This is a genomic window from Mesorhizobium sp. P160927 (genome assembly GCF_057766385.1).
Map to the genome: position 1 here is coordinate 4,852,286 of NZ_JBYMDW010000001.1, position 13,377 is coordinate 4,865,662.

Genomic DNA, 13,377 nt, shown 5'->3' on the forward strand with positions numbered 1-13,377 from the left:
CTCAGCGCGACATCCTTTGAAACAGCAGGGGCGCCGCCTTTCCCCGCGGCGCCCCAAAGATGTCCGGACTGTCAGGCCGCCTTGGAGGCCGGCATCGGATGGATGGCGTGAAACGGAATGCAAAGCCGGTTCCAGGTGTTGATCATGCCGACCGCGACGGAGAGCTTGACCAACTCCTCTTCCGAGAAATGCTCCAGCGTGCGGGCGTAGAGTTCGTCCGACACGCCGTTGCTGGCGATCAGGGTCACCGCTTCGGTCCAGGCGAAGGCGGCGCGTTCGCGCTCGGAGAACAGCGGCGATTCCTTCCAGGCGGCGACGAGATAGAGCCGCTGCTCGGTCTCACCGTCGCGCCTGGCTTCGCGGCTGTGCATCTCCACGCAGAAGGAACAGCCATTGATCTGCGAGGCCCTGAGCTTGACCAGGTGCAGCAGGCTCACCTCCAGTCCACATTCGTCGACCGCCTTGTTGAGCGCCGACACAGCCTTCATGATCTCGGGCGCCTTGGCAAAAAACTGCAGCCTCTGTTTCATCGTCTTTCCTTTCGCATCCTTGGGGAGGTAACTTAGGCTTGGTTGGTTGAACTGGGTTTTTGCCGCCGTTGATGGCGCTCGACAAAGGCGCAGCTCGCGGCAAACGATCTGGGGTCGCCTTCCGCGGCGTAGTCCGCCACGATGTCGGACAACTTCACCTCGGCGAGGGCTGCCCGATAGGCGCGCTCCGCCTTCAGCATCGCCGCATTGATGCCGCAAGGTTTGACATAGGCAGAGGCATCGATCTTGACCGGACCGTTACGGCGGATCTCGCCGCAGCGAAAAGCCGGCTCGCGCCCTTCGATGGCGAGCACGATGTCGAGCAGCGTAATGCGTTCGGCAGCCTGTGCCAGCCGGTAGCCGCCGGCGGGACCCGGAACTGATTCCAGAATGCCGGACGCTGTCAGCATATTGAGGTGTTTCAGGAGATAGCTCGGCGACAGGCCAAAGGATTCCGCCAGCGCCGCGCCCGGGATTGTACTGTTGCCGTCGACGCTCGCCAGTGTCGCCGCGCAGTGGATGGCCGCCTCAACGCCCTCGCCCAGCTTCATAATGCTAGTCTCCAATTCATAGATAAGACATATCCTGGATAAAACTTATCTGCAATAGCAAAATGGAAAAAGCGACGTCCAGAGACGCCGCTTTTGAAGGTTGCCCCTACTCCGCCGCCACCTTGGCCATCGGATTGTTCGGGTGCGTGGTCCAGTTTGCATAGACCGGCGACACCGGTCTGCCGGTGCGCTGGTCCAACGCGCCGGCCGCTAGCGGCTCCATGGTGATGCAATTGTCAACCGGGCAGACATTGACGCAGAGATTGCAGCCGACACATTCAGCTTCGATCACCTCGAAATGCCTGACCCCGTTGACCACGTTGGTGATCGCCTGGTGCGAGGTGTCCTCGCAGGCGATGTGGCAGCGGCCGCATTTGATGCAGGCGTCCTGATCGATATGCGCCTTGGCGACATAGTTGAGGTTGAGATACTGCCAGTCGGTGACGTTGGGCGTGGCGCGGCCGATGATGTCGTCGAGCGACCGGTGGCCCTTCTCGTCCATCCAGTTTTCGAGGCCGGCGATCATCTCCTGCACGATCTTGAAGCCGTAGGTCATCGCCGCCGTGCAGACCTGCACATTGCCAGCGCCCAGCGCCATGAATTCGGCGGCGTCCCGCCACGTGGTGATGCCCCCGATGCCTGAGATCGGCAGGCCGCGGGTTTCGGGATCGCGGGCGATCTCGGCCACCATGTTCATGGCGATCGGCTTCACCGCCGGGCCGCAATAGCCGCCATGCGAACCCTTGCCATCGATGGTCGGCATCGGCGCGAAACTGTCGAGGTCGACGCCGGTGATCGAATTGATGGTGTTGATCAGCGACACAGCGTCGGTGCCGCCGGCATGCGCTGCCCGCGCCGGCTTGCGGATATCGGCGATGTTGGGCGTCAGCTTGGTGATGACGGGCATGCGCGTATATTGCTTGCACCAGCGCACCACCATTTCGATATATTCCGGCACCTGGCCGACGGCCGCACCCATGCCGCGTTCCGACATGCCGTGCGGGCAACCGAAATTGAGCTCGATGCCGTCGGCGCCCGTCTCCTCGACCAGCGGCAGGATCGATTTCCAGCTTTCCTCGACGCATGGCACCATGATCGACGCGATGAGCGCGCGGTCGGGCCAGTCCATCTTGACCTGCTTCATCTCGCGAAGATTGGTCTGCAAATCGCGGTCGGTGATCAATTCGATGTTGTTGAGGCCGAGCAGGCGCCGGTCGGCACCCCAGATCGCGCCGTAGCGCGGGCCGTTGACGTTAACCACCGGCGGCCCCTCTTCGCCAAGCGTCTTCCAGACGACGCCGCCCCAACCCGCCTTGAAAGCGCGGATGACATTGTAGGCCTTGTCGGTCGGCGGCGCCGACGCCAGCCAGAACGGATTGGGCGATTTGATGCCGACGAAATTGTTTCTGATGTCAGCCATGACAGGTCCCTTTCAACGGAGACGAAGGAGCATTTCCACGGGTGCAAGACTGCCGCCCTCAAGCGCGGCGGTGAGATTGGCGATCTTGGTGCGGGCATCCTCGCCCATGACAAGGCCGACGCCGGGCGGCGGCTTTTTGCCCTCGGCCTGCGCGGCGGCCATGCGGGCACGCATGGTGTCGAAGAACTCGATGGCGAAAGCGCCGCGCGGGCGCTCGGCGGTTACCGAAAAGCCGCAGGCGGTCGCGGCCGCTCGATAATCAGCAGGCGTGGCGACGAACGACATGGTCGCGTCGGATGCCCATGGCAGCGGATAGGTCAGTGCCCCAACCTTGAGCCGCATCACGTCATAGACGGCAAAGACGCCGCCGGGCTTCAGCACGCGGGCGGCCTCGCTCATCAGCTTGGCCTTGTCAGGCAGGTTCATGCCGACATGCAGGATCATTGCCGCATCGAAGCTGGCCTTGGCGAACGGCATGTCCAGCGCGCTGCCTTGCACGAAGCGCGTCTTGCCGGCCATTCCCACCCGCTTCGACAGGCTGGTCGCGATATCGACATAGCTTTGCGTCAGGTCGATGCCGGTGACATCGGCGCCGGCATTGGTCGCCGCAAAACGGGCCGGACCGCCGATGCCTGAACCGATGTCGAGAAGCCGGGCTCCAGGCTTCAGCCCCATCTGGTCGATGAGTTCCCGGGTGGCGGCGATGCCGCCAATGTGGAATTCGTCGACCGCTGCGAGATCGTCGGCGCTCAGATGGGCAATTTCCACGCCGGTGTCGGCAAGCGCGGCAAGAATCCGCTCCTCCAGGGCTGAAATCTCATAGTGACGGGCAATGCCCGGTTCCACCGTGGCCATGATCCTTATCCCTGGGTCAGGTTCCTGTGGATGCTTTCCGCCGCGTCGCGCCCTTGCGCCACGGCCGAAACGGTCAGGTCGTCGCCACCGAATATGCAGTCGCCACCGGCCCAGACCTTGGCCAGCGACGTGCGCCCTTGCGCGTCGACCTTGATGCGGCCGGCTTCAAGATCGATCGACGCCCCGCTGCCGTTGAGTGCAACCGGCACGAAACTCTGGCCGATGGCCTTGAACACCTGGTCGGCAACCAGCGTCAGCGTCTCGCCGGTGCCGGCAAGCCGCTCGCCGTCGAGCGCCGTGTATTCGAGTTCGATGGCACTGACCTTGCCGCTTTCGGTAATCACCCGCTTCGGCTGCAGCCAGTGACGGATGGTGACGCCATTGGCGGCGGCCAGGTCCTGCTCGAATTCGGAGGCGTTCATATGCTCCTGGCCGCGCCGGTAGCAGATCGTCACCTCCTCGGCGCCAAGCAGCTTCGACTGCACGGCGGCGTCGATCGCCGTCATGCCGCCGCCGATGACGACGACGCGGCGGCCGACCGGCAAGCCGGAGAGGTCGCTGGCCTGGCGCAATTCGGCGATGAATTCGACCGCATGGGTGACGCCGGCGGCATCCTCGCCATCGGCGCGCAGCGCGTTGACGCCGCCAAGCCCCATGCCGAGGAAGACGGCGTCGTAATTGCGGATCAGGTCGGAGAGCTGGTAGTCGCGGCCGAGCGTCTTGCCGTTCTGGATGTCGATGCCGCCGATCGCGGTGACATAGTCGACCTCGGCCTGGGCGAAGTTGTCGACGCTCTTGTAGGCGGCAATGCCATATTCGTTGAGGCCGCCCGCCTTCGGGCGCGCCTCCAGGATGGTCACGTCATGGCCATGGCGGGCGAGCCGGTGCGCGGCGGCAAGACCGGCCGGGCCGGCGCCGACGACGGCTACGGTCTTTCCTGTCGGCTCGGCACGCGGATAAAACTGCCTGCTCTCGCTCATCGCGACATCGGTGGCGTAGCGCTGAAGACGACCGATCTGGACCGGCTTGCCTTCCGCAACCTCGCGGACGCAAACCTCCTCGCACAGCGTCTCGGTGGGACAGACGCGGGCGCACATGCCGCCCAAAATATTCTGGTCGAAGATGGTCTTGGCCGACCCGATCGGGTTGCCGGTCGAGATCTGGCGGATGAACAGCGGAATGTCGATCGAGGTCGGGCATGCGTTCATGCACGGCGCGTCGTAGCAGAAATAGCAGCGGTCGGATTCGACCAGCGCCTCGTGATGGTCGAGCGGAGGATGCAGGTCGGAAAAATTGTCGGCGTATTGGTCGGGCAGAAGCCGGCCGCCGACAATACCGTCTTTGAACTGACCTTCTGGCATTCTCAGTTCCCCATCTTTTCGTTTTGGAGAAAGCTAGCACATTTTATTTTTTTATCAATTGGTCAATTTTTGGGGTAAGCCGTTGAAAGGACCGGAAGAAAATATGACAATTTTATTCATATTATGATGACGGTGACGCTGGGATGGGGCCGCCACCCCTGCCATTGCCGTGGATCGACCTGATCTCGTCGGCGACCAATTGCTGCAACGTCCAAAGATTGCGGTCGCGGATGCCGAATTCCTCGAGGTGGCTCACGGTGTTGTAAAGATATTCCGCCCCGGAGCCGACATGGCCGCAGGCGCGCGCCAGCACCCGTGCCACTGTCTCCAGCGGCTGCCCGAGCGAAGTGCCCCTGCCCGTCACCCCGACCCAGAAACCCAGCGCCCGCAGATGCCCTTGCGCCGTACGCACCGGGACCCACCTGACCGAAGCGACGCTCTCGTGATCGTCGATCTCGCGCCGCAACAGCCTTTCGATCCGAGCAGCCTTCTCCCCTTCCGGCAAACGATAGATCACACCATCGCACCGCCCACCGCGTTCCAGCGCCATCATCAATCCAGGCTGCGCGACGCTGCCGCGCCAGCGAACCATGTCGATGCAGAACGAGCGGTGCCAGCCATGGGCGGTGGCCCGCTTGCGTTCGACGGACTCGAAAGCCGGCTTCCAGATCAGCGAGCCATAGGCGAACACCCATAGCGGCCCCGCATCTGCTTCATCGGCGAGCCGCTCGGAAAGGACCCGGAAATCCTCGTCGCTCAGTTGCGTCCAGCTGCCGCTGGGCCCGGGATCGGCCTCCTCGCGATGGCACAGTGCGACAAGCTCGGCTGTGAGTGACATCTGCCGCATGGAACGACGACCCCTCCTCGGGGCCAAGCAAAGGCGAAAATCGCAAGACACGCACGATCGCCAGAGGTGCGCCTTGCCGTTCCCGATTTCCAGCCCAGATGTCGGATTTCCGTCGTCAAGATCGTCCTGGGATGGATCGAACGACGATCGGTGCACAACGGTGAGGAGACCGACCATGCCACAATCCCCGATGCCCTTCTTCTGGTACGAACTGATGACATCAGACCTCGACGCCGCCGAGGCTTTTTACCCCGCCGTGGTGGGCTGGAAGGCCGAGCCCTTCGACAAGGTCCCAGGCATGCCGCGCTATGTCGTCATGAATGTCGGCGAGCGTGGCGTCGCCGGCCTGATGACGATGCCCCAAGATGCCGCCAAGATGGGCATGCCGCCGGCCTGGCTGGGCTACATCCACGCCCGCGATGTCGACGCGGCAACAGCGTCGCTGGAAAAGGCAGGTGGCGCCGTTCACCGCCAGCCCGACGACATTCCAGGCGTCGGCCGCTTTGCCGTCGTGGCCGATCCGCAAGGCGCGACCTTCATGTTCCTGCAGCCGAATGGTCCGGACCAGCCCGTCGTGCCAGCCAATACGCCTGGCCATATCGGCTGGCATGAGCTTTATACGAGCGACTGGAAGGCCGCGTTTGATTTCTATTCCGACCAGTTCGGCTGGGCCAATGCCGGCGAATTCGACATAGGGCCGATGGGCATCTACCAAACCTTTACCGCCGGCCCCGAATCCGGCGGAGGCATCATGAACAAGCCCGAGCAGATTCCGGTGCCGGTGTGGCAGTTCTATTTTAACGTCACCGGCATCGACGCGGCCGCAAAACGCGTCACCGACAATGGCGGCAAGATCCTGATGGGACCGATGGAGGTCCCCGGAGGCAGCTGGGTCGTGCAATGCCAGGATCCACAAGGCGCGCACCTCGCTTTGATGGCACCGGTGCGATAAGCGCCCGCGTCAACCGCTGATATCATGCTTGCTGGCGTCGGCTCATTCCGGTGCCAGCACCGCGACCTTGAGGGTCTCTTTCTTGGCACCGCTGAACTGGACGGTGGCTTGGCCGGCCGCGAGCTTGAAGCGCACGCTTTTGCGGATGCCGGGGCAGGTCTTGACGCCGCTATAGCCGGACGATTTCACGGCTTTGCCGTCCTGGATGACATCGACCCAGGCCTCTCCCGACAGGCTGATCTGGATGGTCCCTTCCGGCGGCACCGCCACATTGGCGACAGCGCCGAACGTGCCCTGCGCGGGCGCGCGTTCGGGCGGCACCGGAAAGCCGGCCTTCTCGGCCGGTACCAGGGCCAGATCCGCGGCCTCCCCCACTGCCAGTGTCGCTCCGGACGGCGTTGAGGGCGCAGTTGCAAACAGCGCCTGTTCGCGCGTCACAGGCCATTTGAAGGCCTCGCAGCCGGCGTCCTCGGCCTTGACTAAGCTGGTACTCACAAGGATCGCGAACAGGCTGATGGCGGCTTTTTTCATGGCAAGAGGACCCACATGTCAAGAGCGTTCAAATCGGCGACTACAACCAATACAACCATACAGAAAAGAATGCAACCTAGACGAGAGCATAATGAAAGGTCAGGCCGGGGAACAGTTCCAATCACTAATTGTTGATGGCCGGCCCTGGGAAGTGAATGGTCCACCGCCGGGCAATAACCTATGGCCGATCCGAGAAGCTAAACGGAGTTTTGGATGAAGCTTTTCGATGGCCTTGCCAGATATCAGCCGCAGGCGCTCGGCGTCCTGCGCATCATGACCGCGCTGCAGTTCATCGAGCACGGCACGCAGAAACTGTTCAATTTCCCTGCCAGCGATCACGCAGCCACCGCGTTGAGCGGATTGCCGTTAGCAGCCGGCATCCTCGAATTCGCCGGCGGCATTCTGCTGGCGCTGGGCCTTTTCACGCGCCCGGTCGCATTCCTTCTGGCCGGCGAAATGGCGATCGCCTATTTCATGGCGCACATGCCGCGTGACTTTTTTCCTGTCAACAACAGCGGCGATTCGGCGATCTCGTTCTGCTTCATCTTCCTCTATCTGGTCTTTGCCGGCGCCGGCGCCTTCGCGCTCGACAACCGCCGGAGCGCGTGATCCCCGTGCGGGGGTGGTTCACCCCCGCATCCGTTCGAAATTCGCATCGAACAGCGGCGCCGCCTGCATGCGCGCCGCATGCCGCTTGCCGAGCAACTCGATTTCGAAGCCGTCGCTCTCGTCCGCGATCTCCTTCGGCACATAGCCGACAGCGACCGACTTCTTCGAATGATGGGCATAGCCGCCCGACGTCACCCAGCCGCGCACCGCGCCACCGAACCAGATCGGTTCGTCGCCAATGACATCGGCATCGTCGGCATCGACGATGAAGGCGCGCAGCCGCAACTTGCCGCCCTGTTTGCGCTCGGCCAGAGCCGCCGCCTTGCCGATGAAATCCGCGTCCTTGCCGTAGGCGACGAAACGATCGAGGCCGGCTTCCAGCGGCCCGTAGATCGGCCGGTATTCGCGCCCCCATGAACCGTAGTTCTTCTCCAGCCGCAGCGCGTTGAGCGCGCGCGAGCCGAACAGGCCGATACCGAATTCCACCCCCGCCGCCATCAGCGCCTGATACGCGGCACGTTGATATTCCGGCGCCACCCAGATCTCGTAGCCGAGATCGCCGGTGTAGCTGACGCGGCCGACCAGGCACGGCGCCATGCCGACGTCCATCTTGCCGACTGCCATGAAGGGAAATGCCTCGTTAGATGTGCCGGAGCGCGTGGCTTTTGCCAGCACGTCCCTGGCCTTGGGGCCGGCAATCGACAGGCCGGTAAGCTTTTGTCCCAGCGCTTCGATATGAACCGAGCCATCATCAGGCAGATGCTGCTCGAACCAGCGCATGTGATATTGCTCGGCAATGCCGGAGCCGGCCAGGAACCAGCCCCCTGCTTCCCGATCTTGGGGGCTGAGATTGGCCAACGTGAAGTCGCCGATCAGCCTGCCGTCTTCCTTCAGCATCGGGGCGAGCGTCATGCGACCGGGTTTCGGCAGCTTGCAGGCGAGCATCCGGTCGAGCCAGGCCGCCGCCCCCTCCCCTGTCACCTTGTATTTGGCGAAGCTCGATATCTCCGATAAGCCGACGCCTGCGCGAACCGTGGCGACTTCGGCGGCGACATGGCTGAAGTCGCTCGAGCGCCGCCATGAGAACTCGTCCTTGACGCCTTCCGGCGCATACCAGAGCGGCACCTCCAGCCCGTAGGCGACGCCCCACTGCGCCCCCTTGGCCGACAACAGGTCATAGACGGGCGTAGTCTTCAGCGGCCGCCCGGCCGGCAATTCCTCGTTCGGGAAGCGGATCGAAAAACGCCGGGAATAGTTTTCGCGCACCTTGGCGTTGGTGTAGGCCATACCAGCCCAGTCGCCGTAACGCGCCACGTCCATCGCCCAGATGTCGGCGCCGGGATCGCCCTCGATCATCCAGTTGGATAGCGCCAGACCAACGCCACCGCCCTGGCTGAAGCCGGCCATGACGCCACAGGCGACCCAGAAGCCCGGCAGGCCGCGCACCGGCCCGACCAGCGGGTTGCCGTCGGGCGCGAAAGTGAAAGGCCCGTTGATGATCTGCTTGATGCCGGTGTTCTGGAAGGCCGGGAAATGCCGGAAGCCGACCTCGAGCGACGGCGCGATGCGGTCGATATCCGGCGCCAGCAATTCATGGCCGAAATTCCACGGCGTCTGGTATTCTGACCATGGTTTGTTGGCCTTCTCATAAGTGCCCATCAGCATGCCGCCGCGCTCCTGGCGCAGATAGAGCTCGCCGTCGAAATCGACCGCATGGATGATTTCGGTGCCGGTTTTCTGGTTCCAGGCGGCAACCTCCGGCATGTCCTCGGTGATCAGGTACATGTGCTCCATCGCCAGCACCGGCAGTTCGAGCCCGACCATGCGGCCGACCTCGCGCGCCCACAGGCCGCCGGCATTGACGATATGCTCGGCCACCACCTCGCCCTTGTTGGTGATGACGCGCCACAGCCCGTCGGGACGGCGCACGATATCCTCGACCTTGGTGAAGCGCTCCACCTCGGCGCCGAGTTTTCGCGCCGCCTTGGCATAGGCGTGGGTGACACCGGAGGGATCGAGGTGGCCGTCCTCCTTGTTGCGGACGGCGCCGACGAATTGCTTGGGATCGAGCAGCGGCATCAGTTCGGCCGCCTCCTTCGGCGAGATTTCCTCCAGCTCGATGCCGAGATAACGGCCCTTGGCGACGACGCCGCGCAGCCAGTCGAGCCGCGCCTCGGTGGCCGCCAGAAGCACGCCGCCGGTCAGGTGGACGCCGGTCGCTTGTCCCGACAACTCCTCGATCTCCTTGTAGAGATTGATGGTGTATTTCTGCAGCTTGGCGACGTTGGGATCGCCATTGATCGTGTGCATGCCGCCGGCCGCGTGCCAGGTCGAGCCTGAAGTCAGCTCGTCGCGCTCCAGCAGCACGACGTCGGTCCAGCCATGACGGGCAAGATGGAACAGCACGGAACATCCGACGACGCCACCGCCGATGACTACGACCTTTGCATGCGATTTCATCGATTTTTCCCTGATATCAGTGAGTTGGGAGAGAAAGTGATGCGAAAGGACAGCGCCCGGCTCCCCTGCCGCGCGCCAACACCGCGAAATTCACGGCTCGCCCTGCCCGATCGCTTCCTTGCGCTTGGCCACATAGGCCTCGAGCGCTTCGCGCACGGCGATGTCCATCACCGGCTCGACATAATCCTCCAGCGCCTTCTTCCACAGCCGCGTCGCGCGCGCGGTCGCGTCGAGGCCGCCGGCCTCCTGCCAGGCTTCGTAATTTTGCCAGTTGGAGAGCATCGGCTGGTAGAAGGCGGTGGCGTAGCGCTCCAGCGTGTGCGGCTCGCCGAAGAAATGGCCGCCGGTCGGCACAGCCCCCAGCGCCTCCACGGCAAGCTCCGCCTCATCGACCACGATCGGGCGCAGAAACTCCATCATGTGCTGGATCATCTCCACGTCGATGATGAATTTCTCGAACGACGCCGTCAGCCCGCCCTCCTGCCAGCCGGCGGCGTGGTAGACGAGATTGCCATGGCCAAGCACCGCGCCCCACAACGCCATCAGCGTCTCATAGGCGCCTTGCGCGTCGGCGGCATTGGAAGCCGAGCCGGGCGTCGTCCGGTATGGCAGGCCATAACGGCGCGCCAATTGTCCCGAAGCAATGTTGGCCTTGGTGTTTTCAGGCGTGCCGAAGGCCGGCGCGCCCGACTTCATGTCGACATTGGAGGTGAAGGCGCCGTACATCACAGGCGCGCCTGGCCGCACCAGTTGCGTCAGCACCACGCCGAACAGCGCCTCGGCATTCTGCTGCGCCAGCGCCCCGGCCAGCGTCACCGGGCTCATCGCTCCCATCAACGTGAACGGTGTCACCGCAACCGACTGGCCGTACTCGGCCATGGTCATCAGCCCCTCGGCCATCATCTCGTCGAAGCGACGCGGCGAGTTGACCGAGATGATGGTGGCAATGCCGGGATCATCAGCCATCTGGGCCAGCGTCATCCCACGCGCGATCGCCATCATCTCGATGCCGTCCAGCGCCCTGCCGCGGCCGATCGCCGAGACATGAAAACTCTTGTCGGTCAGCGTCAGATTGGTGAAGTATGTATCGAGATGGCGTGAGTTGGCCGGCAGTTCGACCGGCGCGCAGACCTGGTTGCCAAGCATGTGGACGCAGTTGAAATGCTGCGCCAGCCTGGTCAGATCCGCATAGTCGCGCAGATTGCCGGCACGGCGGCCCCGCTCCATGTCATGCACATTGGGAGGACCGGCAACCAGCGTGAAATTAATGGTGTTGCCGCCGAGATGGATTGTGTTGGCCGCATTGCGTGGGGTCAGCGTATAGCCGGACCGCGTCGTCTTCAGCGCCTCGTCGATCATGCCGCGATCGACGCGCACATTCGCCGAGGCGTGATCAACCTTCGCGCCGGCCTGCTCGAACAGCGACAGCGCACGCGGACTCATTACCTCGATGCCGAAATTCTCCAATATGTGCATCGACGCCTGATGGATCGCCTCGACCTGTTCTGGTGACAACAACGCCATCGGCGGATAGGGATTGATCACCCGCCTGGGCGGCAGTTGCGTGATGGGCGCTGGCCCCCGGTTGCTGGTGCGCTCGGCGCCGCGCTTTCGTCTAGGTTCGCTCATGTCGGCATCAAAGCTTCGGCAGGGCGGTCAAGCTGTCGGAAATACGCCATTTGTCGACGCGATTTTAGCCAAGGCGCCATATATGCGATGTCCATTTAGAAAAGGCGACAAATAGCGTCGGAATACCTATATGGCATTTTCTTGCCCGCTCGTGCCGACAAGGCGTTAACGGCGACAGCAAGATTCCTTTTATGATTTCGGCCTATTGCTCATCCAATGCGTAGGTCGAGTTTTAGTAAAATTGTAGCGGTTGGCGTGCTGCTGGCACTTTCGGCCTGCGCGACGGCACCCAGTCACATCAACAATGTCTGCGCCGTCTTCGATCAGAACGATGGCTGGTTCGACAATTGGCAGTCGGCTGCAGAGCGCGCCTCACAGAAATACGGTGTGCCGGTGCCGGTGCTGATGGCGACCGTGCGCAAGGAATCCGGTTTCAAGAGCAACGCCCGCCCGCCACGCACCAAACTCCTCGGCTTCATTCCGTGGAAACATGTCTCCTCGGCCACCGGTTTCTCGCAGGCGCTGGACGGCACCTGGTCGCAATATCAGCGCGAAACCGGCAACTGGGCGGCGCGGCGCACGAGATTCGCCGACGCCGTCGACTTCGTCGGCTGGTACCATTCCAAGACATCGGACAGCTACGGCGTCGCCCGCAACGACACCTACAACCTCTACCTCGCCTATTATCTCGGCTGGACCGCCTATGGCCGCGGCAATCGCGGCGATGCCGGCGTCCAGGGCTACGCACGGGCCACCGACAAGATGGCCCGCGACTATGACGCTCAGCTAAGGCAGTGCAACAACTGATCCGCCGGGGTCAGCGAAATCACTCGGCATCTTTGATGCTATGTCAGAGCCGGGCCTGAGTCCGGATTTCACTCGGTCGGTATGAGGTGGAGAACCAACTTTCCTCCCTTTACCGCCGCCGTCGACAATTTTCGATCAAAGGTCGCCAACTTGCCGTCACGCGCACTGGCTAGCGCCAGTAGGTAACTATCCGTGACTTGCGCCGAGGTCAGGATCTTGCCGGTATCGATATCGGCAGAACCGACCAGACTGATGTCGTCCGGCCAGAATTGATGTCCTGGAAGTGCGTGCATTTTACCAACAATCCGCGCAACGACCGCAGGCGAGCCGGGAGAATTGGGGTATTTGGAATTGCCCACGATCCTGATGACACCATTCTCGGTGATAGGGCTTGTGGCCCATGAGGTGCGTCCGACGGATTCGAACCATCGATGGGCATCGTCATGCGCGACATGGCTGGGATCGATCAGCGCGATCAAGACATTCACGTCGAGCAGGAAGATCACGGCAGTTCGTCGCGAAGCCTGTTGACCGTCTCGAGATCAACCATCGTGCTGCCAGGCTGGGACGACAGCAAGGGAATGCCATTGCGCTCATCGCCCGCCTGAGGCCGATGCAGCGAGCGGCGAACAAGATCGGAAATGACCTCCCCAACGCTGCGATCCTGCTGCCGCGCCATGGCTTTGGCGGCAAGGAGGACATCATCGTCGATGGCAAGTGTCGTTCTCACAACTTATCTCCTTGCGCGCATCAAGCATCACGCATCACATAGGACAACAAGGAGAAATACTCAAGGCGATGGGGGGAATATGGTCCGCCCTCCAA

The 13,377-nt window shown here is 62.7% G+C and carries 14 protein-coding genes; 3 read left to right on the top strand and 11 right to left on the bottom strand.

Translation table 11 applies throughout. The annotated features are described in order from the left end of the window. Nucleotides 1-71: 71 nt before the first annotated feature. From AC3CB8_RS23660 to AC3CB8_RS23685, 6 genes are all read right to left on the bottom strand, one after another. Nucleotides 72-530 (bottom strand): carboxymuconolactone decarboxylase family protein, encoded by a 459-nt coding sequence (locus AC3CB8_RS23660; RefSeq protein ID WP_352563838.1) that lies wholly within the window; start codon nt 528-530, stop codon nt 72-74. A gap of 32 nt (nt 531-562) precedes the next feature. Beyond that, complete coding sequence (locus tag AC3CB8_RS23665) at nt 563-1,081, bottom strand: RrF2 family transcriptional regulator (protein WP_352563837.1); 519 nt, start codon at nt 1,079-1,081, stop codon at nt 563-565. Between the two features lie 106 nt (nt 1,082-1,187). Further along, nucleotides 1,188-2,501, bottom strand: a complete 1,314-nt coding sequence (preA, locus tag AC3CB8_RS23670; protein WP_023769606.1) for an NAD-dependent dihydropyrimidine dehydrogenase subunit PreA — start codon at nt 2,499-2,501, stop codon at nt 1,188-1,190. Nucleotides 2,502-2,513: 12 nt separating this feature from the next. Continuing rightward, complete coding sequence (locus AC3CB8_RS23675; protein ID WP_352563836.1) at nt 2,514-3,356, bottom strand: class I SAM-dependent methyltransferase; 843 nt, start codon at nt 3,354-3,356, stop codon at nt 2,514-2,516. A 5-nt stretch (nt 3,357-3,361) separates the two neighbouring features. Continuing rightward, entirely contained in the window at nt 3,362-4,717 is a 1,356-nt protein-coding gene (locus AC3CB8_RS23680) for an NAD(P)-dependent oxidoreductase (protein WP_023769604.1), read from the bottom strand. Between the two features lie 121 nt (nt 4,718-4,838). Next, nucleotides 4,839-5,564: a gamma-glutamylcyclotransferase gene (locus tag AC3CB8_RS23685; protein ID WP_023769603.1), complete on the bottom strand. Its 726-nt coding sequence runs from the start codon at nt 5,562-5,564 to the stop codon at nt 4,839-4,841. A 175-nt stretch (nt 5,565-5,739) separates the two neighbouring features. Between AC3CB8_RS23685 and AC3CB8_RS23690 the strand changes: the two genes are divergently transcribed. Then, the gene (locus tag AC3CB8_RS23690) at nt 5,740-6,516 is read left to right on the top strand and encodes a VOC family protein (RefSeq protein WP_352563835.1); all 777 of its coding nucleotides are present in this window, start codon (nt 5,740-5,742) and stop codon (nt 6,514-6,516) included. 42 nt (nt 6,517-6,558) lie between these two features. On the opposite strand, the gene AC3CB8_RS23695 is transcribed toward AC3CB8_RS23690, so the two are convergent. Continuing rightward, a complete protein-coding gene (locus AC3CB8_RS23695) occupies nt 6,559-7,047 on the bottom strand; it encodes a hypothetical protein (RefSeq protein WP_023782739.1) in 489 nt (162 codons plus the stop codon). A 213-nt stretch (nt 7,048-7,260) separates the two neighbouring features. Between AC3CB8_RS23695 and AC3CB8_RS23700 the strand changes: the two genes are divergently transcribed. Beyond that, nucleotides 7,261-7,656: a DoxX family protein gene (locus AC3CB8_RS23700; RefSeq protein WP_015317141.1), complete on the top strand. Its 396-nt coding sequence runs from the start codon at nt 7,261-7,263 to the stop codon at nt 7,654-7,656. Between the two features lie 18 nt (nt 7,657-7,674). Here AC3CB8_RS23700 and AC3CB8_RS23705 read toward each other — a convergent pair whose 3' ends face one another. Beyond that, nucleotides 7,675-10,116, bottom strand: a complete 2,442-nt coding sequence (locus AC3CB8_RS23705) for a GcvT family protein (RefSeq protein WP_023782740.1) — start codon at nt 10,114-10,116, stop codon at nt 7,675-7,677. Between the two features lie 90 nt (nt 10,117-10,206). After that, nucleotides 10,207-11,745, bottom strand: a complete 1,539-nt coding sequence (locus AC3CB8_RS23710; RefSeq protein ID WP_023769599.1) for a trimethylamine methyltransferase family protein — start codon at nt 11,743-11,745, stop codon at nt 10,207-10,209. Nucleotides 11,746-11,961: 216 nt separating this feature from the next. Here AC3CB8_RS23710 and AC3CB8_RS23715 point away from each other — a divergent pair, with 216 nt between their 5' ends. Continuing rightward, nucleotides 11,962-12,552: a transglycosylase SLT domain-containing protein gene (locus tag AC3CB8_RS23715; RefSeq protein ID WP_023792305.1), complete on the top strand. Its 591-nt coding sequence runs from the start codon at nt 11,962-11,964 to the stop codon at nt 12,550-12,552. Nucleotides 12,553-12,620: 68 nt separating this feature from the next. On the opposite strand, the gene AC3CB8_RS23720 is transcribed toward AC3CB8_RS23715, so the two are convergent. Beyond that, the gene (locus tag AC3CB8_RS23720) at nt 12,621-13,058 is read right to left on the bottom strand and encodes a TA system VapC family ribonuclease toxin (RefSeq protein WP_352563834.1); all 438 of its coding nucleotides are present in this window, start codon (nt 13,056-13,058) and stop codon (nt 12,621-12,623) included. Next, nucleotides 13,055-13,282: a hypothetical protein gene (locus AC3CB8_RS23725; RefSeq protein WP_023769596.1), complete on the bottom strand. Its 228-nt coding sequence runs from the start codon at nt 13,280-13,282 to the stop codon at nt 13,055-13,057. The genes AC3CB8_RS23720 and AC3CB8_RS23725 overlap by 4 nt, the downstream gene beginning before the upstream one ends. Nucleotides 13,283-13,377: the final 95 nt, after the last annotated feature.

Excerpts from the sequence above, each read along its gene's own strand:
- AC3CB8_RS23705 (WP_023782740.1), bottom strand. The coding sequence starts at position 10,116 with ATGAAATCGCATGCAAAGGTCGTAGTCATCGGCGGTGGCGTCGTCGGA.
- AC3CB8_RS23680 (WP_023769604.1), bottom strand. The coding sequence starts at position 4,717 with ATGCCAGAAGGTCAGTTCAAAGACGGTATTGTCGGCGGCCGGCTTCTG.
- AC3CB8_RS23715 (WP_023792305.1), top strand. The coding sequence starts at position 11,962 with ATGCGTAGGTCGAGTTTTAGTAAAATTGTAGCGGTTGGCGTGCTGCTG.
- AC3CB8_RS23700 (WP_015317141.1), top strand. The coding sequence starts at position 7,261 with ATGAAGCTTTTCGATGGCCTTGCCAGATATCAGCCGCAGGCGCTCGGC.
- preA (WP_023769606.1), bottom strand. The coding sequence starts at position 2,501 with ATGGCTGACATCAGAAACAATTTCGTCGGCATCAAATCGCCCAATCCG.
- AC3CB8_RS23675 (WP_352563836.1), bottom strand. The coding sequence starts at position 3,356 with ATGGCCACGGTGGAACCGGGCATTGCCCGTCACTATGAGATTTCAGCC.
- AC3CB8_RS23685 (WP_023769603.1), bottom strand. The coding sequence starts at position 5,564 with ATGCGGCAGATGTCACTCACAGCCGAGCTTGTCGCACTGTGCCATCGC.
- AC3CB8_RS23660 (WP_352563838.1), bottom strand. The coding sequence starts at position 530 with ATGAAACAGAGGCTGCAGTTTTTTGCCAAGGCGCCCGAGATCATGAAG.
- AC3CB8_RS23690 (WP_352563835.1), top strand. The coding sequence starts at position 5,740 with ATGCCACAATCCCCGATGCCCTTCTTCTGGTACGAACTGATGACATCA.
- AC3CB8_RS23695 (WP_023782739.1), bottom strand. The coding sequence starts at position 7,047 with ATGAAAAAAGCCGCCATCAGCCTGTTCGCGATCCTTGTGAGTACCAGC.
- AC3CB8_RS23665 (WP_352563837.1), bottom strand. The coding sequence starts at position 1,081 with ATGAAGCTGGGCGAGGGCGTTGAGGCGGCCATCCACTGCGCGGCGACA.
- AC3CB8_RS23710 (WP_023769599.1), bottom strand. The coding sequence starts at position 11,745 with ATGAGCGAACCTAGACGAAAGCGCGGCGCCGAGCGCACCAGCAACCGG.